General features: G+C 63.5%; 18 protein-coding genes. 7 read left to right on the top strand and 11 right to left on the bottom strand.

All coding sequences use genetic code 11. The features are described from left to right. Positions 1-5: 5 nt before the first annotated feature. A complete protein-coding gene (locus ACLFLU_RS32545; RefSeq protein ID WP_426408803.1) occupies positions 6-1,031 on the bottom strand; it encodes an AraC family transcriptional regulator in 1,026 nt (341 codons plus the stop codon). 186 nt (positions 1,032-1,217) lie between these two features. Here ACLFLU_RS32545 and ACLFLU_RS32550 point away from each other — a divergent pair, with 186 nt between their 5' ends. Next, positions 1,218-1,667 carry a cupin domain-containing protein gene (locus tag ACLFLU_RS32550; RefSeq protein ID WP_027529369.1) on the top strand — a complete coding sequence of 150 codons (450 nt, stop codon included), beginning with the start codon at positions 1,218-1,220 and terminating at the stop codon, positions 1,665-1,667. A 114-nt stretch (positions 1,668-1,781) separates the two neighbouring features. Next, positions 1,782-3,275 carry a flavin-containing monooxygenase gene (locus tag ACLFLU_RS32555; RefSeq protein ID WP_426408804.1) on the top strand — a complete coding sequence of 498 codons (1,494 nt, stop codon included), beginning with the start codon at positions 1,782-1,784 and terminating at the stop codon, positions 3,273-3,275. Here ACLFLU_RS32555 and ACLFLU_RS32560 read toward each other — a convergent pair. Further along, positions 3,272-4,834, bottom strand: a complete 1,563-nt coding sequence (locus ACLFLU_RS32560; RefSeq protein WP_426408805.1) for a TadE/TadG family type IV pilus assembly protein — start codon at positions 4,832-4,834, stop codon at positions 3,272-3,274. The genes ACLFLU_RS32555 and ACLFLU_RS32560 overlap by 4 nt on opposite strands. Before the next feature lie 322 nt (positions 4,835-5,156). Between ACLFLU_RS32560 and ACLFLU_RS32565 the strand changes: the two genes are divergently transcribed. Continuing rightward, entirely contained in the window at positions 5,157-6,230 is a 1,074-nt protein-coding gene (locus ACLFLU_RS32565) for a hypothetical protein (RefSeq protein WP_426408806.1), read from the top strand. A 23-nt stretch (positions 6,231-6,253) separates the two neighbouring features. On the opposite strand, the gene ACLFLU_RS32570 is transcribed toward ACLFLU_RS32565, so the two are convergent. From ACLFLU_RS32570 to ACLFLU_RS32585, 4 genes are all read right to left on the bottom strand, one after another. After that, positions 6,254-7,597, bottom strand: a complete 1,344-nt coding sequence (locus ACLFLU_RS32570; protein ID WP_426408807.1) for a cytochrome-c peroxidase — start codon at positions 7,595-7,597, stop codon at positions 6,254-6,256. Between the two features lie 16 nt (positions 7,598-7,613). Further along, complete coding sequence (locus ACLFLU_RS32575; RefSeq protein ID WP_426408808.1) at positions 7,614-9,314, bottom strand: phospholipase C; 1,701 nt, start codon at positions 9,312-9,314, stop codon at positions 7,614-7,616. 195 nt (positions 9,315-9,509) lie between these two features. After that, positions 9,510-9,737 (bottom strand): hypothetical protein, encoded by a 228-nt coding sequence (locus ACLFLU_RS32580; protein WP_426408809.1) that lies wholly within the window; start codon positions 9,735-9,737, stop codon positions 9,510-9,512. A gap of 33 nt (positions 9,738-9,770) precedes the next feature. After that, entirely contained in the window at positions 9,771-10,562 is a 792-nt protein-coding gene (locus ACLFLU_RS32585) for an ABC transporter substrate-binding protein (RefSeq protein ID WP_426408810.1), read from the bottom strand. 233 nt (positions 10,563-10,795) lie between these two features. Between ACLFLU_RS32585 and ACLFLU_RS32590 the strand changes: the two genes are divergently transcribed. The 4 genes from ACLFLU_RS32590 to ACLFLU_RS32605 all read left to right on the top strand — a co-directional run bounded on the left by ACLFLU_RS32590 (position 10,796) and on the right by ACLFLU_RS32605 (position 18,193). Further along, on the top strand, positions 10,796-11,989 hold the full coding sequence (locus ACLFLU_RS32590) for an efflux RND transporter periplasmic adaptor subunit (RefSeq protein WP_426408811.1): 1,194 nt from the start codon (positions 10,796-10,798) through the stop codon (positions 11,987-11,989). Positions 11,990-11,999: 10 nt separating this feature from the next. Further along, the gene (locus ACLFLU_RS32595) at positions 12,000-15,158 is read left to right on the top strand and encodes an efflux RND transporter permease subunit (protein WP_426408812.1); all 3,159 of its coding nucleotides are present in this window, start codon (positions 12,000-12,002) and stop codon (positions 15,156-15,158) included. A gap of 352 nt (positions 15,159-15,510) precedes the next feature. After that, positions 15,511-16,860, top strand: coding sequence for a malonyl-CoA decarboxylase (locus tag ACLFLU_RS32600; RefSeq protein ID WP_426408813.1), 1,350 nt, complete (start codon positions 15,511-15,513; stop codon positions 16,858-16,860). A 187-nt stretch (positions 16,861-17,047) separates the two neighbouring features. Further along, on the top strand, positions 17,048-18,193 hold the full coding sequence (locus tag ACLFLU_RS32605) for a DUF418 domain-containing protein (protein WP_426408814.1): 1,146 nt from the start codon (positions 17,048-17,050) through the stop codon (positions 18,191-18,193). A 346-nt stretch (positions 18,194-18,539) separates the two neighbouring features. Here the strand turns inward: ACLFLU_RS32605 and ACLFLU_RS32610 are convergent, their stop codons facing one another. The 5 genes from ACLFLU_RS32610 to ACLFLU_RS32630 form a co-directional block, all read right to left on the bottom strand. Next, complete coding sequence (locus tag ACLFLU_RS32610; RefSeq protein ID WP_426408815.1) at positions 18,540-18,827, bottom strand: GIY-YIG nuclease family protein; 288 nt, start codon at positions 18,825-18,827, stop codon at positions 18,540-18,542. Positions 18,828-19,405: 578 nt separating this feature from the next. Continuing rightward, entirely contained in the window at positions 19,406-20,575 is a 1,170-nt protein-coding gene (gene tarD / locus ACLFLU_RS32615; RefSeq protein WP_426408816.1) for a D(-)-tartrate dehydratase, read from the bottom strand. Positions 20,576-20,728: 153 nt separating this feature from the next. After that, positions 20,729-20,986 (bottom strand): DUF3297 family protein, encoded by a 258-nt coding sequence (locus ACLFLU_RS32620; RefSeq protein WP_426408817.1) that lies wholly within the window; start codon positions 20,984-20,986, stop codon positions 20,729-20,731. Beyond that, positions 20,983-21,459: a glutathione peroxidase gene (locus ACLFLU_RS32625; protein ID WP_426408818.1), complete on the bottom strand. Its 477-nt coding sequence runs from the start codon at positions 21,457-21,459 to the stop codon at positions 20,983-20,985. The genes ACLFLU_RS32620 and ACLFLU_RS32625 overlap by 4 nt, the downstream gene beginning before the upstream one ends. A gap of 2 nt (positions 21,460-21,461) precedes the next feature. Next, on the bottom strand, positions 21,462-22,862 hold the full coding sequence (locus tag ACLFLU_RS32630) for an amidase family protein (RefSeq protein ID WP_426408819.1): 1,401 nt from the start codon (positions 22,860-22,862) through the stop codon (positions 21,462-21,464). Positions 22,863-22,976: the final 114 nt, after the last annotated feature.

The raw sequence follows: 22,976 nt of genomic DNA on the forward strand, positions 1-22,976 counted from the left end.
GCCAGCTAGCTCATCCGCCGCCGCAGCGTTGCCGACGGCGTCTCGCCGAATTTTTCGCGATACGCTCCGGCCATGCGGCTGAGATGGGTGAAGCCGAGATCGAAAGCAATGTCGGTAATGGAGACGTCTGGCGAGGACTGCGCGAGCCTGGCATGAAGACGAGCAAGGCGCATATCGAGCAGCATCTCCGAGATCGACACGCCGAAGTGACGGCGGAAGCCGAGCTGGAGCGCGCGGATGCCGATGCCGGACGCACCCGCGAGCTGCGCCAGATCGAGCGGCTCACCGGCATTTTCCGCGAGATAGTCCCGCGCGGCGCGGAGTGCGCGCGGCAGACATTCGGCTTGCCCTGAGAACGTCCTGATCGCATCCGACAGGCCGTGCCGCTGGCCATTGAGGAGATCATCGAGCAGCGCCTCGCGCCAGTCGGCTATCGCGGCCGGTGAAAGCCGGCCGGACGGCCCGAGCCGCTCGGCCAGCCTCATCAGCTCGCCAAGGTTGGCTTGTAGATGACGGCCGGACGGCGCGCTCAGGTCGATCACGGGATCGAACTCGACCGCGCCGGCCGTCCTGCCCGACAGCGCCGCGGCACGCTGCTCAACCATGCGACGGTCGAGCAGCAAAATCGCCTGCGCACAGTCGCGCCACATCATCCGGGTCGGGACTGTCGGCGACAGCAGCGACGCCGTCCGGTCCGGCGCGGCATCGAACCCGCCGGCACCCGCACAAATGTGCGCGGTGCCCGTGAGCGGGATCTGTACAAGAAAGAAGCGGTCGAGGCAGCCCGGATCGATGCTGACAGTCCCACCATAGGCGACGTAGTTGATGGAAAAGCCGTCATACGCTGCGCAATTGTGCCGGGCCGAGAATCCGGAAGCACGGGCCTGCGCCGGCTTGAGATCGTGCGGACAAAAAATGCGTCCGATCTGCTCGGCCGCTTCGTCGACATCATCGGTGGTGACGCGAGCGAACTCCGCAAGCCTGTCGGCCTGGGAGCACCGTGTGCTCATTTCCTGCACGGCTGCGGACATCGTCGACCACGCTTCGCGTCACGGAATTATTTTAAGCCTATAATAGTTCCACGGACGCGAAAAGGGCCGCGTCGCAAAATCGTCGTGTTGCATGGCAACAGCCGCCTCTGGATTCGTTTAGCGGATAGACACCGGCTCGCACGAGGCCGAAGCTCGGTACCCGCCGGAGTTCATATGGAGGCGAACATGACTGCACTCGAAAAGGGCATTACCGCAAACGGTACGGGCTATGGCGGCAAGACCTGGAATATCCTGGGTCAGGTCTATTTCCCCAAGGCCGTCACCGAGTCCACTTTCGCGTTCGAGACCAACAGTGATCCCGGCCAGTTCGTGCCGGTGCACATCCATCCGACCCAGGACGAGTTCATCCTGGTGCAGGAAGGGACCCTCGACCTCAAGCTCGACGGCAAATGGGTCAAGGCCCATGCCGGTGATCTCGTGCGCATGCCGCGCGGCATTCCGCACGGCTATTTCAACAAGTCCGACAAGCCGTGCCGCGCGCTGTTCTGGGTCTCGCCGATGCAGAAGCTCGAAGCACTGTTCAACCAGCTCCACAATCTGACCGACCCTGCCGAAGTTGTGCGCATCTCGGCGCTGCATGAGGTCGACTTCCTGCCGCCCGAGGCCAACGACTAGGCAACCAGGCAAGCCGCCCTCCTCGTCCACTTTCATCTGCTTGCGTGTCCGCCGGTCGCCTTGCGGCCGAACGATGGCGCTTGCGCGCGAAACATCTTGATTGCGAGCCATCCCATGGTCAGCCCAAAGCATGTCTGCGTGATCGGCGCCGGCGTCTCCGGCCTCGCCACCGCAAAAGCGTTCTCCGCCCGCGGCCACCGCGTCACCATCGTCGAGCGCAGCGCCGATCTCGGCGGCGTCTGGGAGCCGGCGCGCTCGTATCCGGAGGTGCAGACGCAAAGCCCCAAGGATCTCTACCGCTACACGGATCGCGCCATGCCGGACTCCTATCCGGAATGGCCGACCGGGCCGCAGGTCCACGCTTATCTCGCCGACTACGCGAAAAGCTTCGGTCTCGACCGCATGCTGCGCCTCAACACCGAGGTCGCCGGCATGGCGCGGCGCGCCGACGGCAGACCGGGCTGGACGCTCGCGCTATCAGGCAAGGACGGTACGACCACGAACGAGGATTTCGATTTCGTCGCGGTGTGCACCGGGCAGTTCAACGAGCCGCGCGAGCTGCATTGCCCGGGCGAGGACGGCTTTCTCGCGCAGGGCGGCCAGATCCTGCACTCGTCGAAATACGGCGATCCCGCGCTGGCAAAAGGACGCCGCGTCGTCGTGCTCGGCGGTTCGAAGTCCGCGACCGACATCGCCGTGAACGCGGTGAAATCAGGCGCGCGCGAGGTGACCATCGTGATGCGCGAGCCGGTCTGGCGCATCCCCTATTTCATCGGCGGGCTCGTGAACTTCAAGCGTATCCTCTACATCCGCGCGCAGGAGGAGATGTTTCCGGGCTGGGGCATCGGCGCGATGTCGCAACTCGCCTACCGCGTCGTCGCGCCCCTGATCTGGGCAAACTGGCGCGGGCTGGAGAGCCTGTTGAAGGCGCAGCTCAAGCTCAACCGGTGCAAGATGGTGCCGCAGGGGAGAATTGAGGACGGCATCAACTGCGCGGTCCCGATCGCAACGCCCGGCTTCTACCCGATGGTTGCAGACGGCCGGATCAAGGCCGTGTTCGGCAGCTTCGATCACTACGAAGGCGGCACCATCGTGATGAGCGGTGGCGAGCGCATCAGCGCCGACATCGCCGTGCTCGCGATCGGCTACAAGCTCGGCGTGCCGTTCCTGCCGGCCGCCTATCAGGCCAAGCTGGTCGATGCGGACGGGCAGTACCGGCTCTACCGCCTGATCGCGAACCCTGATCTGCCCGACCTCGGCTTCGTCGGCTTCAACTCGTCGTTCTGCACCGTGCTCTGCGCCGATCTCGCCGCAAACTGGCTGGTGCGCTACGCCGACGGGCAACTCGCCAACCAGCCGACGCCGCAGCAGATGCGTGACAATATCGAGATGATGCTGCACTTCAAGCGCGTGGAACGGCCGGCCGCCGGTGTCTATGGCGGCTTATGCGTCGCGCCTTACCACTATCGCCATTTCGACGAGCTCATGGCCGATATCGGCGCCAAGACCCGGAAGCGCGGCGGGCTCGCCGGACACTTCCTGCCGCCCGACGCCGACGCCTATGCAAAATTCCTGACGTCGGCGCCGGAGTACCGGGCGGCGGGTTAATTGGTGATACGGGCCTCGGCTACCGCATGATTGAACATCGCGTTCAACGCCGCCGTGATGTCGGCCGGCGTGTTCGCGGTGTAGAAGAAGCCCGGCGAGGCGCAGTTCTGCAGGCTCGCCGGAATGTTCGGGATGTTCCAGTTGGCGTAATCGTCCTCATCGCCGGCGAAGGACGTGTTGACCGGGTTGATCGTCTGGTACGGAATGTACAGCACCGAGATGATGATGCCTCGGTTCTTCAGCGGCGTGCACGACATTGCCGGATCGATTGTCGTGGCGTGGTTGCTGCCGGACCAGCCGCCGTTGGGAACGCCCTTCATCTGCGGATCCTGTGCACCATCGGTGACGAGGAAGAGATAGGGCAACGTATTGTTCCACGCGCTGCCGTCCCCCACGCTGGTAATCAGCGTATTCACGCCCGACAGCGCGTTGTCGATATGCGTACCGCCCGAACCGAGATTCGCATTCATATTCGTGTCGAGCAGTGTCGCCAGATTGGCGGCGGCGTAGTTGATGGTGGAGGGATTGGTGGTTGAACCGTTGATGCTGCTGGTCAACGGAAAATAAGCATAGGGATACTGGATGAAGGGATAGAGCCCGATGCGGAACTGGTTCGCCACCTTCGTGGTGCTGTTCGCGGTGACGAACAACTGGTTCACCGCATAGCCAACGGCATCCAGTCGCAACTGAATGCAGGAATCGGTCCCGTCAGTCGGACAGTTCGACACCGTCGAAAGGTTGGAGTAAAGCGAATTCGGCAGGCCGGAGACGATCGAGGACGGCAGCTGAACGCCCATGGGGTTGGTGGTCTTCTTGGTGAGAAGTCCCTTGTACCCGCTCTGGCTGACGCGCGAGATCGCATACCCGAGGCAGTAATTGTTGGTGGGATAGCCTTGCGTTCCCGAATCCGTGCAGGCGCTGTTCTGCGGCGAGAAATGGCAGGCAAGCGTGCAGCCCGTCGGATATTGCCGGTAGTTGTCGGGATTGATCGACTGCATGCGCTGGGCTTCGGCGGTGGTCGAGGGCAGGCCCATCGAGCCCGAGACATCCAGCGTCAGGTAGAAATCGAGATACAGCGGCAGCGTCGTGGACGAGGACGAGCTGCCGGTCACGGTCAACTTCTTGTAGCCGAGAATCTGCATGAAGGTGACAGGCACATCCGCGCTGAACTGCACGTTCGACACGAGCTTGTTGCCGGTCTTGGTGACGGTACTTGTCACACCGAGATTGGTGTAGTTGCTGGAGAACGTCGCAGCGTTTCCGTTGAAGATGTTGTTCGCTTCCGTGACGCCGGCGCCAACGGATCCATTCGACGTCATCGCCATCGCCGCGTTGTAACCGGCCGAGTTCACCGAGATCGAGGCCACGCTCGCCGAATCCGCCGAACCCTGCAGCTTGGCCTTGATGCGCGTCGCCACGCTGTAGTCGATGGCGCATCCGATCGAGGCGATCAGCGGTATCAGCGCAATCGCAAAAATTGCGGCAACGTTGCCCCTGGAGTCGCGCCTCAATCGCGAGACGAGCCGACCTACATGGTGGATCGTTCCGGGAATTGCCATTGCCAAGCCCCCGCTCGACTGTTCGTTTGATAAATGACTGAGAGGAATTGCTCGAAGACCAAACCGACGCCAGGACCAACGCGCGGTAGCGCATTGCTCCTGATGAGACAGTGCATTGTGCAGATGCCGCACTACTTAATCGTAAAGTCGTCCTGCGAATCGGGGCGCGTTTTGTCAGCTTCATGTCAGCTTCGACAGCTTGATCCGTTCTTCTACGGAGTTCTGGCACGCCGCGGACCAATCAGGAGTTGTGCCTCGCCAAGCTGCATCTTGATGCTTACGCTCCCAGGAGCGAACGAATCGACTGGCCCGGGAGCCCGCGATGCGACCACAACACCATGCAGCCGCGGCCATGGCGGCGCTCACCCTCTTCCTCGCAGCGCCTGTCACGGGCGAAGCGCAAACGCTCACGGCAACGCAATCGGACGCGCAGGCCGCCTACGATCGCGCGCTCGGCGATTTCAAATCGATCCTCGGCGAGCGCCGCCGCCAGATCGAGGCGAAGCAGCCGCTGCCCAACCTGCCGGGCCAGTCCCTGTATCTCGCCCGAGTCGCGGTGATCAGCACGTACAAGGATCTCACCGACGCCGTACCGTCGCGGATCGGCAAACCGAACAAGTTCGAAATTCCCCCGGCCTATTTCGATGCCGCAATCGAGCCGCTGGTCGACGAATATGCTGATCTTTTCGAGATCATGGAGGCGCCGCCGGCAAGCGCACAGAATTCGGCGACGCCGTTCAACGATGTCGTCGATCTCGCCGCAGCGATTGCGCGCGCCAAGGGGCTTGCGCCCGTACATGCCGACGCGGCGGGCCGCATCAGCCTCGGGCTGTTCTTTGCCGAGACCAACGGCAAGCAGAACGTCCGCAATGCGCGTTCGAACACCTATATGGGTAGCCTGCAGACCGGCCCGTCCGAGGACCGCAACGGCCAGCGCAAATGGGAGGCGATCAAGGGCGCGATCGCGACCACCGATCCCGCGCTGAACGCGCGCGACGACAAGGAGGAAGCACGATCCCGCGGCACCGATCGCCGCTTCAATCACTGGACCAACGTGCGCGACGGCCTGATGAACGCGCATGCGGAGCTGTTTGCCGAGATCCCCGCGATCGTGAAGACGCTGCCCGATCCGATCGACCAGATGAAGCTGTTCGAGCTGATCCAGATCATCCCGACACCGACGCGCTCGGCACTGAGGTCGGGCGACCTGCTGAACTACAGGGTGTCCGATCCCACCATCATGAAGCACCTGCGCAACAACAGCATCTTCGCCTTCGGCAAGACCGACCGGGCGCGAAGCTCTGCAAGCTTCCACGAGATTCTCGGCGCGATGTGGCTGTTCAAGCGGAAGTTCGAGAAGGCGATGGTGAAATATTCGGAGATCAAGCCGCGCTAGGGGTCACGCCGTGCCGGACGTGCCTAGTTCTCGACCTTGTAACCGTCCGTCAGCGTCTTCAGGAAGGCGATGATGTCAGCCATGTCCTGATCGGTCATTGCCGGCTTGTCGCCGAGATGACGATCGAAAGGCGGATCCGTCACGTCGACATTGGCACGATATTTTTCGGGAATGTCGTCGTATTTCTGCACCGTGCCGTCGGCCGCGCGCCGAAACACTTTCTCCGGATTGGTGTCACGGAAGCTGTAGAAATCCATCACCTGCTCGAGGGTGGAGAAGACGCCGTTGTGGAAGAAGGCGTGACGCGTCGCACTGTTGCGCAGCGTCGGCGTCAGGAACATGCCGCAGAATTGCGTCTGCTCGGCAACGTCGGTGCGTTGCGGGCCGCAGACGCCGAGATCGAAATAGTTCGGATCGCGATTGTTCGCGAGCGTGATGTTGCGCGGCGCGCCAAGCGCCTCGTACTGGTGGTCAGTGAACAGCGGCGGCAGGCCGTCGCGTGTCGGCGCCGAGGTATGGCAGCCGGCGCAATTGGCCTTGTCGGGGTCGTTGAACAATTGCAGGCCGCGCAATTCGCTCTCGGAAAGCCGCGCCTTGCCCTCGAGCCAGTAATCGTACTTGCTGCTGTAGGGATGAAAGCTCGGCTCTTCGACCTGGTAGCGCGCCACGGCGAACATCGCCTCCGCGATCAGGAGCCTCTGATTTTTGAGCACGCCGGCACCGAACAGCTCGACGAAGAGGTTGGCGTAAGGCGCGCGGCGCAGCTTGTCCACGACGATCTCGGCGCCGCCGCCATCCATCTCGTTGGGGTCGAGCAGCGGGAACAGCGCCTGGTCCTGCAAAGTGTCGGCGCGGCCATCCCAGAACAGGCCGCCCTGCGGCACGATGTTCGCCGACGCGCCGGAGCCGCCTGCGGTCTTGGTCGTGCGTGCAGCCTGCTGGCCGAGCGCGGCCATCTGCGCGAGGTCCATGACGTTGTCGTCGTCGGCCTTTTCAGGGCCGATGCTGAAATTCGGGTGGCGCTCCAGATAGGTCAGCGACGGAACGGCGCGCGCGCCCTGGCGCGACAGATCGGCGCCGCCGAGCATGACCGGCCCGTCGTTCGGCGGGCCATAGGCGTGATCCGGGCTGTGACAGGACGCGCAGGACAGCGCGCCGGACGAGGACAGCGACGCATCGAAGAAGATCGCTTTGCCGAGCTGCGCCATCGCCGAGAGCGGCGCGACCGGCGGACGATAGAGATGGACCGGATTCGGATTGAGGCCAGACGGGGTCGCTTCGGCCAGTCCCTGCGTCTCGACCGCAAGGACAGCGCCGGCCAGCGAGAGCAGGCCGGCGCCGAGGAGCCACAGAGTGCGGCTGTGCATATGTCGTCCTGTCGGACTAGTGGTGATGGTGCTCGTCCGGCGGGCTGACGATCACCGTGCCGGAGGTCGGATCGAGGAACAGCGCGTCGGTGCGGAAGTCATGGCTATGGTCCTGATCGAAGTCGAACAGGTCCATGATCGATCCGGTGGTGGCGTCGAACGAGCCGCCACCCAGACGCTTGCCGCGCAACCAGTTGTCCTCGATGAACTGCACCACGGAAGCCTGCGAGATGTAGGTGCTGCTCACATGGTTGGTCTTGGCATAGGGCGAGATCACGATGAAGGGAACGCGCGTGCCCGGGCCGCAGCGGCCGTTCACCGGCTTGCCATTGAGGCCGTTCGGTGCCGGCTGCTTGGTCGCGCCGAGGCCGCACAGGCCCGGGCCGTTGACCTGATCGGCAGTCGGATCATACGAGGCGCTCTTCGGCGCGAGGTATTGGTGGTCGTACCAACCGTCAGAGTCGTCATAGGTGATGATGACGGCGGTCTCGCGCCATTCCGGCTGCTTCTGGAGGAAGTTGATCAGCTCGACATTGCCGGTCTGCTCGTCGAGCGGGTCGGAATATCCCGCATGACCGTCCTGATAAGCCGGCATCTTGATGTACGACACGGCCGGCAGATGACCGGCCTTCACCGCAGCGTAGAAATCCTCGAGATCATAGGCGTGGTTGGCCGGATCGAGGGTCTTGTGGTCCGCAGCATAGGTGTGGCCAATCGCATGCACCGAGCTCGGCCGCGCATGGGTCGGGTTGGCGGTCGACTTGTAGTACTGGAACCAGGCGTGGTGCGGGATGTAGTCCGCAGTGGCGGCACCCACGACCGTCGACAGGGTGCTGCGCGCGCAGCCGGTCGTGCCGTTGGTGTTCTTGAGCGTCAGATCGAAGCCGCCCATGAAGCTGCCCCAGCTGATGTGCGCGTCATTGAGCAGATCGCCGATGTTCTTGCTGTTCATGAGGACTGTGCTCGAGGTGCTCGAGCAGGCGTCATTGCCGGGATCGGTGTCGCCGATCAGCGTCAGGCCGCCCTGGCCGTCGGGAACGGTCTGCGTCGACGTGCCGACAATGTTCACGGCGCCGTTGGTTTGACCGGAGACCACCTCGAGCGCACCCGGCGTCGACGGACCGAACGTGTCGGTCCAGGCGTTGTCGCTCATGGCGAAATGCTGGGCGTAGTTCCAGAACGCCGTGGCGGTGTTGCCGTCGAAATAGCCCAACACCTGGCCGTTGGTGCCGAACGCACCGGCGCCACCGGCGGTGCCGCGGCCGGTGAATTTCGGGAACAGGTCGTCCTTGCCGTTGTCGACGGCCTGCTGCTCGGGCGTGTAGGCGTGGTTCTGCGAACGCGTGTTGGCCTGGGTGCGGTCAAGACGGAACGGATCCGTCGCCCCGGTGCCGTTAGCCGGATTGTTGTTCGGGTTGTTCACCAGCAAATTGGCATTGGCGAGGTTGTTGACCTTCGGCGTATGCGGCTTCGGCACGAAGGGAATCGAGCCCGACGGATTGCCGGCATTCGGATAGGTCGCGAAATAATGGTCGAACGAGCGGTTCTCGTTGAAAATGACCACGAGATGCTTGATCGGCGTTTCCGTATGAATCTCATGCGGATGGCGATCGCGATCGTGGTCCCGATCGAAATCTTCTGCGAGCACCGGAATGCTGCACGCAAAGGTCGTCGCGGCCGCGAAAATCGCAGCCGTCGTCAAAAATCTGGATTTCATTTTTGTGTGCCCCGAAGGAATGACGGCGCGACCCTAGCGATCACATTTGACAGAGCTGTGTCAGTTTGACGCAAGAGACACTCTGCGCAATTGTCGGGACAAAAAAATCACAGGTGGCGGAGGCGCTGACCGGGACATCGACGCTCAAGATGCAGGTGAGTCCTGCCGGCATCCGCACTGCCAAGCCGTAAGGACTCATCGATCGAGTGACGAGAGATACTGGTCGGCGGCCGCACGCCAGCGCTCGGGATAAAGCCGCAGCAAATGGCCGTCGCCGGGAACGCCGTGCAGCAGCTCGAAGCGCGCGTTGCCGCCGGCGGCGGCGAACGCCTGCTGGTATTCGCGGATCAGTTCTTCCTTGTAGAGGCGGTCGTTGTCGGCATAGAGCCAGAGCTGCTCGACAGCATCGCGGCTGCAATCCAACGTCCAAGCATGTGCTCTCGGCCCAAGGACTATCTACTCGGTACGGATCGGCGTGTCCTTCAGACCGTTGTTATCATAGGCCTTGCGCAGGGTACCGTTCGTTACGGCCTCGTTCATGAATTTTGTGACGAAGGCAAGCGACTGCTGATGGGCGAGTGGGACCGCGACTGCGGTGACGGTCTTCTTGAAAGTCTCATCGAGGACTTTCGTGCCAGGGATCTTCTGCGCCATCTTGTTGAGCTGATCGCGCGACAGCGCGAAGGCGTCGACCTCGCCGGATTTCAGGAGACCGAAGATCTCATCATAGGTCTGATAGCCCATGACCTTCGCGTGCTTCAGATGCGCAACGGCGCCGCGCATCGTGGTCGTGGCGTTGACGGCCGCGACCTTGATACCAGGCTGGTCGAGCGTGGCGAAATTGGTGACGGTCGAACCGGCCTTGACGATGTAGGTGGCGTCCGCGACCTCGTAGATCGGGCCGAACATCATCTTGGTCTCGCGCTCGGGATCTTTCGGCAACCAGGTGACGTCCCAGCTGCCCTTTCCGGCCGCGTCGGTGATCTGTCCGGAATTCTGGTACACGACATATTCGACGGGGATGCCGATTTGCGCGGCCATGTCCTTGCCGAGATCGACGGGTACGCCGGCATAACCGGCTTCTGTCTTGGTCGACCAGAACGCCCCGCCCGCCGGGCTGATCGCGATCGCGACCCGCAGCTTGCCGGTCGGTGCGATTTCGTCTTTCAGGCCATCGGCTAGCGCGGGCATGGCGACCACGGCCGCAAGAGCGAGGCCGGCGCAGACCGACCAGAATGGCCTTGGCATGTCATTGTCTCCTCACGTTTCTTCTTGTCTGCTAGTTTCCGCGAGCCTCGCGCCCGCCGCGCTGCCTTTGACACAATTCTGGTCGATCATGCGCGCGGTGAAAAGCGAAAACTGTCACAGGCTACGCCGCTGTTTGCGGTGCAAGGGGTGTGCCTGCCGTGGCTATGCTGTTCCACCACCGGGCATTTGTTGCTAGCCTGCCGCACCGACAGATAGCAATCGGAGGCCATGCAGTGACCTGCGCGAATCTTGCTCGTCCCGCTCGACGCAACGGACAGTGGAGGCTTATCGGTCGGGCGCTGGCTGCAGCAGCGGCGCTGGTCGCGCTCGCCGGCTGCGAGGACAAGAACACTTTCGTCGCACCACCGCCGCCGAAGGTGGACGTCGCGACGCCGATCCAGCGCCCGGTCACGCGCTATGTCGAGGCCACCGGCAACGCCGCGCCGATCAAGAGCGTCGATCTCGTCGCGCGCGTGCAGGGTTTTCTGCAATCGATCGATTACACCGACGGCACCTTCGTCAAGCAGGGCACCCAGCTATTCACGATCGAGCCGGAGACCTACAAGCTCAAGCTCGACCAGGCGCAGGCGGCCGAGGCCGGCGCGGAGGCTTCGCTCAAACAGGCTGAAACCGATTTCAAGCGGCAGGTCGATCTTGTTCAACGCCAGGCAGTTTCGCAGGCGACGCTGGACACTTCGACATCGACCCGAGACAACGCCCAGGCTAATCTCCAGCAGGCCCAGGCCAACACCAGGATCGCCGAGCTCAATTACAGTTATACCAAGGTGAGCGCGCCGTTCGACGGCATCGTAAGCGCGCATATGGTCTCGATCGGCGAGCTCGTCGGCGTCGCTTCGCCAACCCAGCTCGCGACCATCGTCGCGATGGACCCGATCTGGGTGAACTTCACCGTCAACGAGCAGGACGTGCTGCGCATCCGCGCTGAAGCGCAACGGCGCGGGCTGACCGCGGCCGACCTCAAGCAATTCCCGATCGAAGTCGGCCTTCAGACCGAGACCGGCTATCCGCATGAAGGCCATCTCGATTACGTCGCGCCAACGCTCAATTCATCGACCGGCACGCTGGCCGTGCGCGGCCTCGTGCCCAACGACAAGCGGGTGCTGCTGCCCGGCTATTTCGTCCGCGTCCGCGTGCCCTTCGACCAGGACAAGAACGCCCTCCTCGTCCCCGACACCGCGCTCGGCAGCGACCAGGGCGGTCGCTATCTGCTGGTGGTCAACAAGGACAATGTGGTCGAGCAGCGCAAGGTGCAGATCGGCGCCGCCGACAACGGCCTGCGCGTAATCGAGAGCGGCCTGAAGCCTGACGACCGCGTGGTCATTTCGGGGCTTCTGCGCGTGATCCCGGGCCAGAAGATCGACCCGCAGCAGACCAAGATCGAACAGTCACAGGCCTCGAACAAGTGAGGCGCCGGTCATGATCTCCAAATTCTTCATCGAGCGGCCGGTCCTCTCGAACGTCATCGCGCTCCTGATGATCCTGATCGGTGGCGTCGCGCTGTTCAACCTCGCCATCGCGCAATATCCCGACGTGGTGCCGCCGACGGTGCAGGTCACCACACGCTATCCCGGCGCCAGCGCCAAGACCGTGATCGACACAGTCGCCTTGCCGATAGAACAACAAGTCAACGGCGTCGAGGACATGCTCTACATGCAGTCCTACAGCGGTTCCGACGGCACCTATACGCTGACAGTGACCTTCAAGATCGGCACCGACCTCAACTTCGCCCAGGTGCTGGTGCAGAACCGCGTCTCCAGCGCGCTGTCGCAACTGCCGGCCTCCGTGCAGAACCAGGGCGTCACAGTTCAGAAGAGATCGACATCGATCCTTTTGTTCGTGACGCTGACCTCGCCGGACTCCCGGTTCGACAGTCTGTATTTGAGCAACTACGCCACGATCAATCTCCGCGACGAGCTCTCACGCCTGCCGGGCGTCGGCAACGTCACGGTGTTCGGCGCCGGCCAGTATTCGATGCGAATCTGGCTCGACCCGAACAAGTTGCAGGCGCGCGGATTGGTGCCGCAGGACGTCATCCAGGCGATCCAGCAGCAGAGCCAGCAGGTCTCGGCCGGCCAGGTCGGCGCGCCGCCGACGCCGCCGGGACAGGCGTTCCAGTACACGCTCAATGTCAACGGACGGCTCGACGACACCACGCAGTTCGCGAACATCATCGTCAAGACCGGCACCAGCGGCGACGTCACCCGCGTGCGCGACGTCGGCTGGGTCGAATTGGGTGCGCAGACCTACAGCCAGATCTTCTCCCTGAACAAGCAGCCGGCGGTCGGCATCGGCGTATTCCAGTCGCCCGGCGCCAACGCGCTCGAGGTCGAGCAAGCCGTCGATAAGAAGATGACGGAGCTCGCCAAACGCTTCCCGGAAGGCATGAAATACGACACGCCTTTCGACACCACGAAATTCGTCAACGCGTCGGTGCACGAGGTCTACATGACGCTGATCGAGGCCGGCCTGCTGGTGCTGGTCGTGATCCTGGTGTTCCTGCAGGACTGGCGCGCGATGCTGGTGCCGGCGACCACGGTGCCTGTCACCATCATCGGCGCCTTCGCCGCGATGGCAGCGCTCGGCTTCACCATCAACATGTCGACGCTGTTTGCGATCGTGCTGGCGATCGGCATCGTCGTCGACGACGCCATCGTCGTGGTGGAAGGCGCGGCCCACAATATCGAGCAGGGCATGAACGGCCACGATGCCGCGATCAAGGCGATGGACCAGCTGTTCGCGCCGATCGTCGGCATCACGCTGGTGTTGATCTCGGTGTTCCTGCCGGCATCGTTCCTCGCCGGCCTCACCGGGCGGATCTACTCGCAATTCGCGCTGGTGATCGCGGCGACCGCGCTCTTGTCCGCCATCAACGCGGCGACCTTGAAGCCGACACAGTGCGCGCTCTGGCTACGGCCGGCGGTGCCGCCGGAGAAACGCAACTTCTTCTATCGCGGCTTCAACGCCGTCTATGACAAGGTCGAGCGCGGCTACACGCGGCTGATTACCTTCCTGTGCGGGCACGCCACGGCGTCGGTCGCTTTCGCGCTGATCCTGATCGGGATCGGCGGCTACGGCCTGTCGCGGGTGCCGACCGGCTTCCTGCCGATCGAGGACCAGGGCTATCTGATCGCCGCCGTGCAGCTGCCTGACGGCGCCTCGCTGGAGCGAACCCAGAACGTGCTCGACAGGGCCGCTGACATCATCAAGGACACGCCCGGCGTCCAACAGGTCATCACCATTGCCGGCATCTCCGCGCTGGACAACAGTGCGAGCCTTGCCAATGCCGGCGTCGCCTACATCATCCTGAAAGACTGGGACGCGCGCAAGGGCCCCGGCGAAGATCTGCGCTCGCTGGTGTACGGGCTGAACGACAAGGTCGCGACCATCATGGAGGCGCGCACGCTGGTGCTGCCGCCGCCGCCGATCCAGGGCATCGGCAACGCGGCCGGCTTCTCGATGCAGGTCGAGCTGCGCGACGGCAATAGCGACTTTGCCAAGCTGCAGGCCATCACCGGCGCGATGGTCTCCAACGCCCAGAGCCAGAGCGCGCTCCAGCGCGTCTCGTCCTCGTTCCGCTCGGCGGTGCCGCAGTTCAATGTCGAGATCGACCGCGTCAAGACGCAGACGCTGCATGTGACCACGGACGCGGTGTTCTCGGCGCTGTCGACTTATCTCGGCTCGTCCTACGTCAACCAGTTCAACAAATTCGGCCGCGTGTTCCAGGTCTACACGCAGGCCGATCCGGCGTTCCGTATCACCGAGCGCGACATCGCCAACATGCAGGTGCGCAACCAGAACGGCGACATGATCCCGATCGGCACCGTCGCCACGATCACGCCGGTCACCGGCCCGTCGCTGATCAGCCTCTACAATCTCTATCCGTCCTCGACCATCGTCGGCCTGCCGGCGCAGGGCTATTCCTCAGGCCAGTCGCTGACGCTGATGGAAGAGATCGGCGACAAGACGCTGCCGCCGGGCACCGGCTTCGAATGGACTGCGATGTCGTATCAGGAGAAGGCGGTCTCGAACCAGATCTATTGGGTGTTCGGGCTTGCCATGCTGCTGGTCTATCTCGTGCTCGCCGGCCAGTATGAGAGCTGGTATGCTCCGATCTCGGTGATCCTCGCGGTGCCGCTGTCGCTGATCGGACCGATGCTGGTCCTCTCTGGCTTGAAGATCGAGAACAATCTGTACTGCCAGATCGGCCTGATCCTGCTGATCGCGCTATCAGCCAAGAACGCCATCCTGATCGTCGAGGTCGGGCTCGAGCTGCACGGCCGCGATGGCAAGCCGGTGCTGGAAAGTGCGATCGAGGCGGCGCGCGCCCGCTTCCGCCCGATCCTGATGACGTCGTTCGCCTTCATTCTCGGCGTGGTGCCGCTGGTGATCGCGACCGGCGCCGGCGCCGGCGCACGCAAGTCGATCGGCATCACCGTGTTCTCCGGCATGCTGGCCTCGACCTGCCTCGCGGTGCTGTTCGTGCCGGCCTTCTTCGTGGTGGTGCAGCGGTTCGAGAACTGGCGATCGTCGAAGAAGGCGCCGAAAGCGCTGCCGGTCGCGGAGGTGAAGTCCTAAAGCAAGCTCCGGCAAACGCGAAAACAACCCCATGCACAGTAGAGATGGGACTGAATAAGCTTGAGAAATTTCGGCCTTGCCGAAATCACTTGCTCCGTCGGGCAAAACACCGGCATAATGGCATCATGGGCGGTGTACGTGGCGCTCTCCCCATCATTGCGAGCGCAGCGACTTGTCCGCCGAAGCCTTGGCGAAGGCGGAAGCAATCCAGGGTCCCTCGGGGCGGACGCCGACGGAGTTTTCCAAAAAAGCATGACGCGCATGTCGCATTCTTGCGCTTGATTGTGATCGGCTTCCGCCTAAATCCCGTGTAAGCTCCCGCACCGCACAAACCCGGTTTCGAAAGGCCCAGATGGCTAACGCCTTCTTCTCCGACCTGCTCGCCACAATTTCCGAGCGCGGCCGCACGCTGTTGCGCCGTGATTCGGCCGATACCAAACAGGACGCCGACGGGCTGATCGCGCTTTGCGGCGCCCTGCTGTCGGGCCGGGGCGAGGCCTCTGGCACAGCCATGGCGCGCGAAGTGCTCGACATCTACCAGGAGCTGGATGCGGCAGGACGCCGCGCCTTCTTCGAAGGGCTGGTGCGCGATTTCGGCCCGGACCGGGAACGCCTGAGCAAGGCAATCGAGAAGTGGCGCGCCAAGCCGAGCGACGAGGACGCGAGCTCGCTGCATTTCGCCTCGGAACCGCGGCGGCAGGAGCTGATCCGCCGTCTCAACCGCGCGCCGGGCGGCACCGGAGATCTCGTCGCCATGCGTGCCGACCTGCTCGGCATGATGAACGGACACACGGATCTCGCGGCGCTCGACCGCGACGTCTCGCATCTTCTCTCGTCATGGTTCAACAGGGGGTTTCTCGTGCTGCGCCGGATTGACTGGTCGACCCCGGCCAACATCCTCGAAAAGATCATCCGCTATGAGGCCGTGCACGAGATCAGCGACTGGGACGATCTGCGCCGCCGCATCGATCCGGTCGACCGCCGCTGCTACGCCTTCTTCCATCCCGCGATGGTCGACGAGCCCCTGATCTTCGTCGAGGTGGCGCTGACCGAGACCATTCCCGGCGCAATCGCGCCGCTGCTGGCGGTCGACCGCCAACACTTATCCATCGAGAGGGCGCGCACCGCCGTGTTCTACTCGATCTCCAACACCCAGCGCGGCCTTGGCGGCATCTCGTTCGGCAGCTTCCTGATCAAGCAGGTGGTCGAGGAGCTGCGCCGCGAAACGCCGAAGCTCGACACCTTCGTGACGCTGTCGCCGGTGCCCGGCTTCATGCAATGGGTGAAGCAGGACAAGGACCTGCCGCTGTCGGACGAGGATCGCGAGATCCTGAAGCGCCTCGACGATCCCAAATGGTTCGAGAACCCCGAGACGACCGCGCAGCTGCGCGGCGTGATCGAGCCGTTCGCCGCGCATTATTTCCTGAAGGCGCGCACGCCGAAGGGCAAGCTGATCGATTCCGTCGCCCGCTTCCACCTCGGCAACGGCGCCAGGCTCGAGCGCATCAACTGGCTCGGCGACCTCTCGCCCAAGGGCGTGCGCGAATCCGCCGGCGTGATGGTGAACTACCTCTACCGCCTCGACGACATCGAGAAGAACCACGAAGCCTACGCCAATGACGGCGAGGTTGTGGCGTCAAGCGCGGTGAAGAAGCTGCTCAAGGGCGAAGGACGAAGGCTGCTGGATATGCGGCTGTCGTAGCTCCCCTGCCCCACGCCACCTCGTCATTGCGAGCACAGCGACTTGTCCGCCGAAGGCGAAGGCGGAAGCAATCCAGACCGTCTCCGCGGAAAGACTCTGGATTGCTTCGCTTCGCTCGCAATGACAGAGAATGTGGTGGCGCCTTATCCCCATCGCACGTCGCCGAGCCACATCTGGAATTCCTTCCATGACGTCCGATAGCGCCGCAGTCCCCAGGCCGACGTCCTCCGCGGAGCGGATCGACGCCATCGACGTGCTGCGGGGCATCGCGCTGTTCGGCGTCATGGCCATCAACGTCGTGATGGAATTTCGCATTTCGATCTTCGACCAGTTTCTTGGCCCCAGGATGCTGGCTTCGCCAATCGATCGCGCCATCGAGACGATCCTGACCCAGGCCGTCGAGCTCAAGGCATTTGCGCTGTTTTCGCTGCTGTTCGGCGCAGGCCTTGCCATTCAATTCGACCGGCTCGCAACCAGCGAGCGCCGCACCGCGCTGCTCGTCCGCCGGCTCGCCGTGCTGCTGGTGTTCGGCCTCGTTCATCTCTGCCTGATCTGGAATGGCGACATCCTCACCGAATATGCGCTTGCCGGGTTCATCGTGCTGCCGTTCCTGTTTGGCCCGCGCTGGCTGCTGACGCTTGCCGCGCTGGTGTCTCTCGCGCTGTATCTGGCCATGCAAGCCTTTCCGCCGGCGGGATTGTTTCCGAGCCGGGCCGCGATCTGGCAGGACGTCATGGATGCCAATCGCATCTATGCGACGGGTGGCTTCCGCGACGTGCTGGCGTTTCGTCTGCGCGAAATTCCGCTCATCGCCTCCCTGCACGCCTTCGTCTTCCTGCGCACGATCGGGCTGTTTCTCGTCGGCGCGCTCGCCTGGCGCAGCGGCATTGTGCATAATGCTCGCAGCCTGCTCGCCATCGCGCTCCCCGCGATCGGCCTCGGCGCGGGGTTGCTTTATCGCGGCATGGAGCCGCTCGGCACCATCCTGCTCGCGCTGGGCTATGGTGCCGCCATCCTCGGCATCGCCCATTTCGAGCGCGGCAAGAAGCTGCTCGGCTGGGCCGCGCCGCTCGGCCGGATGGCCTTCACCAACTACGTCGCACAATCCGTCATCTTCGGCTGGATCTTCTACGGCTACGGCCTCGGCCTGTTCGGCCGGCTCGGCATCACCCCGGCGCTTGCCATCGGCATCATCGTCTACGCAGGCCAGTTGCGCTTCAGCACATGGTGGCTGCGCCACTACCGCTACGGCCCGCTGGAATGGCTGTGGCGGTCGTTGATGTATGGGGTGCGGCAGCCGATGGTGGTGGCGCAGGTGGCGGTGGTGGGGTGACAGGGCTCTCCCCGCCGTCATTGCGAGGAGCCCTTGCGACGAAGCAATCCAGACCGCCTCCGCAGAGAGACTCTGGATTGCTTCGCTGCGCTCGCAATGACGGGGTGGGGCGACATCTCGCGCAATTCAGCACCATTGTGCATCGCAGACGAAGGCGCCCGCTGACGACCCAGCTCTCTCCGCCGTCATTGCGAGGAGCGTAGCGACGAAGCAATCCAGACTGCCGCCGCGGAAAGATTCTGGATTGCTTCGCTTCCGCCGTAGCTCTTCGAGCTATGGCGGACAGGGCGCTCGCAATGACGGAGGGTGTGGGAAGCGCCTGCGCTTGCTGGCGCTCTCCTGATGATCAGATCAATGTATCGTACAAATCCGCCCAGTCCGGATTGACGCTCTCTATGAGTGCAAGTTTCTTTGCCCGGCTGCCACCCTTGATCTGCTTCTCGCGCGTAATCGCGTCGATCATGGTCGCGTGCAGCTCGTACCAGACGAGGAGCTTGCAGCCATACTGCGAGGAGAAGCCCTTCACGAGGCCTTCGCGATGCTCGAACGCGCGGCGCGGTGGATTGGACGTGACGCCAACGTAAATCGTCCCGTTGCGACGATTGGCGAACATGTAGACGCATGGTTGCTTCATGATTTCTCTCGCTCAAGAGAGCCATCACGATATCACAACCCAAAGATGATTGCGAGACTTTCGCTACATCGTCATTGCGAGGAGCGAAGCGACGAAGCAATCCAGGCTGCCGCCGCGGAAAGATTCTGGATTGCTTCGCTTCGCTCGCAATGACGGAGTGTGTGGCGCCGCCTTGCGCAACTCTCTCCATCGTCATTGCGAGGAGCACTTGCGACGAAGCAATCCAGGCTGCCGCCGCGGAAAGATTCTGGATTGCTTCGCCTCGCTCGCAATGACGGAGTGTGTGGCGCCGCCTTGCGCAACTCTCTCCATCGTCATTGCGAGGAGCACTTGCGACGAAGCAATCCAGGCTGCCGCCGCGGAAAGATTCTGGATTGCTTCGCCTCGCTCGCAATGACGGAGTGTGTGGCGCCGCCTTGCGCAACTCTCTCCATCGTCATTGCGAGGAGCACTTGCGACGAAGCAATCCAGACTGCGGCTGCGGAAAGATTCTGGATTGCTTCGCTTCCGCCGTCGCTCTTCGAGCTATGGCGGACAAGGCGCCCGCAATGACGGAGTGGGTTGCACCAGCGCCCAGCTTACTCCGCCAGCGCCTTCATCTCCTTGTAGAGATCGGACTTGCCTTCGAAGCCGATGCCGGGGAGATCGGGCATGGTGATGTGGCCGTTCACGACGCGAACGCCGTCGGGGAAACCGCCATAGGGCTGGAACAGGTCGGGGTAGCTTTCGTTGCCGCCGAGGCCAAGGCCAGCTGCGATGTTGAGCGACATCTGGTGGCCGCCGTGCGGGATGCAGCGGCTGGGGGACCAGCCGTGGGTTTTCAGCACGTCCAGCGTGCGCTGGTATTCGCAGAGGCCGTAGGACAGCGCGCAGTCGAATTGCAGCCAGTCGCGGTCGGGGCGCATGCCGCCGTAGCGGATCAAATTGCGGGCGTCCTGGTGGCTGAAGAGATTTTCGCCCGTGGCCATCGGGCCCGGATAGAACTCTGCAAGCGCGGCCTGCAGCGCGTAGTCGAGGGGATCGCCGACCTCCTCGTACCAGAACAGCGGATAATCGCGCAGCATCTTGGCGTAGGCGATGCCGGTCTCCAGGTTGAAGCGGCCGTTGGCGTCGACGGCGAGCTGCGCGTCCTTGCCGATCTCCTTCAGCACCGCCTCGATGCGGGTGCGGTCTTCTTCAATTGGCGCGCCGCCGATCTTCATCTTCACGACGTTGTAGCCGCGATCGAGATAGCCGCGCATCTCGCCGCGCAGCGCCGAGAGATCCTTGCCGGGATAGTAGTAGCCGCCGGCGGCGTAGACGAAGACGCGCGGATTGGCTGTGAGGCCGTGCCGCTCAGCCAGCAACCGAAACAGCGGCTTGCCTGCGATCTTCGCCACCGCATCCCACGCCGCCATGTCGATGGTGCCGACCGCGACCGAGCGCTCGCCATGGCCGCCCGGCTTCTCGTTGGTCATCATCGCGGCCCAGACCTTGTCGGGGTCGAGATTATCGCCGGCGGCGTTCAACAGCGACTTCGGGTCGGCCTCGGTGATGCGCGCGGCAAAGCGCTCGCGGATCAGGCCGCCCTGGCCGTAGCGGCCGTTGGAGTTGAAGCCGTAGCCGACGACGCGCTTGCCGTCACGCACGACATCAGTGACGACGGCAACCAGGCTGGTCGTCATCTTGGTGAAGTCGATATAGGCGTTGCGGATCGGGGACGAGATCGGTTTTGTGATCTCGCGGACGTCGACGATGCGGATGGACATGGGGTTGGCCTTTCACTTTCGTCATTGCGAGGAGCGAAGCGACGAAGCAATCCAGACTGTCAATCGCGGAGAGATTCTGGATTGCTTCGCTTCGCTCGCAATGACGAGGAGAGAGTGTGGGCTCCTCGCACAGCAATGACGGGGAGAGCGCGCTTACTTCTTGTCCCGGAAGTACGGCTCCACGGACCCGTGCACCTTGATGGTCAGCTGATTGCCGTAGCGGTCCTTGGCGTTGCCGGCGGCAACGCGGACCCAGCCTTCGCTGATGCAGTACTCCTCGACATTGGTCTTCTCGATGCCCTTGAAGCGGATGCCGACGTCGCGCGACAGGATGTCGGCGTTGTAATAGGGGCTGTTCGGGTCGACCGACAGGCGGTCCGGAAATTCGTCGCTCATGATTGTCTCGCTCATAACAGGGTCTCGATCTTCTGCCGCAATCCTTCCGGCCGCGCGGTCGGCGCGTAGCGCGCGATCACGTGGCCGGCACGGTCCACCAGGAATTTGGTGAAATTCCATTTGATGGAGGCGCCGAGCAGGCCGGATTGCTGACGTTTCAGGTACTCGTACAAGGGGTGCGCGTGGGCGCCGTTGACGTCGATCTTCTCGAACAGCGGAAAGGTGACGTCGTAATTGGTGGAGCAGAACGACTGGATCTCGCTCGCCTGCCCCGGCTCCTGCGCGCCGAACTGGTTGCAGGGAAAGCCGAGCACCGAGAAGCCGCGCGGCGAGAGATCGCGATGCAGATCCTCGAGGCCGCGATATTGCGGCGTGAAGCCGCATTTGCTCGCGGTGTTGACGATCAAGAGCACCTGCCCCTCGAACTGGCGCATTGGCACCTCGTCGCCGGCAAGCGAATTGGCCTTGAAGTCGTAGATCGCAGACATCACTAACCCACGGGGTCGATCGGCGACGGCGGTACGCCGCCTGCTTCGATCGCTTCGCCGGCGAGCAGACACAGATCCTCGCGATAGCGGCCGGAGACGATGTGCACGCCGACCGGCGTCTTGCCGACGAGGCCGGTCGAGACCACGAGGCCCGGCAGGCCCATGAAGGGCGTCGCGATCTGCGGCAGCTGCGCCTCCCAGACGCGCTCGAACGAGGCGGCGTCCTTGCGGTCGAGATGATCGGGGAACGGCAACTCGCCGGAGACCGGCGTCAGCACGACGGCATATTTTTCGAAGAACAGCATCCAGTCGCGGGTCAGCGTGGCGCGGCGGGTCAGCGCCTGCGCGTAATTGGCCTGGTCCATCGGCGTGACCTTGGCGCGGTTGCCGCGCAGGCACGCCAGTGCGCCGGGATCGCCCTCGCGCTCGGCCATTTCCAGCTGGGCCTCGTAGCCATCGCCGAGCCAGAGCTTGCGCTGCCACTCGACGGCTTCGCGCATCGGCGGAGTGTTCTCGATCACCTCGACGGTCCACCCGGCACGCTCGAGGCGCTTGCCGGCGTCGGTCACGGCTGCCTTCACCTCAGGCGTGGTCGCAAGGCCGTCCGGGTTGAGACAGAGCGCGGCGCGCTTCGGCACGGCCGGGCCTTCCAGCGGCGCCGGCACGAACCAGGGATCGCGGACGTCGCGGGCCGACATCGCAGCGAGCGAGATGCGGAGGTCATTCACGGTGCGCGCCAGCGGTCCCGACACCGCCATGATCTGCGGCCCGATCGGGCGCTCCGGCAGCGCCGGGTTGAAAGCGGGGATGCGGCCAAGCGTCGGCCGCAGGCCGTGCACGCCGCAGGCATAGGCGGGATAGCGGATCGAGCCGGCGATGTCGGTGCCATGGGCGATATGGCCGATGCCGGCCGCGACCGCCGAGCCGGCGCCGCCGGACGAGCCGCCCGGGGTCAGCGACGCATCGCGCGGATTCTTGGTGTCGCCGTGGACAAGGTTGGTGGTGAACCAGCGGTAGGAGAACGCCGGGCAATTGGTGCGCCCAAGGAGAACCGCACCCGATTTGCGGAAATTGGCGACCACCGGGTTGTCCTCGCGTGCGATCAAGTCGCGCTGCAGCTTGAGGCCGTTGGTGGTGGCAAAGCCTTCCTGGTCGACATTGGCCTTGATGGTGACGGGCACGCCGGCGAGCACGCCGGGGTCCTCGCCCCTGGCAATGGCAGCATCGACGGCGTCGGCCTGCTTGAGCACGTCCTCGGGCCGGTGGTCGATCACGGCGTTGAGCTTGGGATTGACAGCGTCCAGGCGGTCGAGCCCGGCCTTGGCCGCCTCCCGGGCGGACACCTTTTTGGCTTTGACGAGGGTGGCGAGGTCGGCGGCCGACAGGCGCCAGAGGTCTTGCATGATTTGCTCCGTATGACCGGCGTCTTTTAGCGCCGGGAACGCAGCAAAGCCATGCGGATTTCGCAGGGGAAACCAGTCATTGCGAGCCAACGGGTCCGCGCGAAGCGCGGCCCG

Origin of the sequence: Bradyrhizobium ganzhouense (assembly GCF_049949285.1) — a bacterium.
Taxonomy (GTDB): Bacteria; Pseudomonadota; Alphaproteobacteria; order Rhizobiales; family Xanthobacteraceae; genus Bradyrhizobium; species Bradyrhizobium ganzhouense.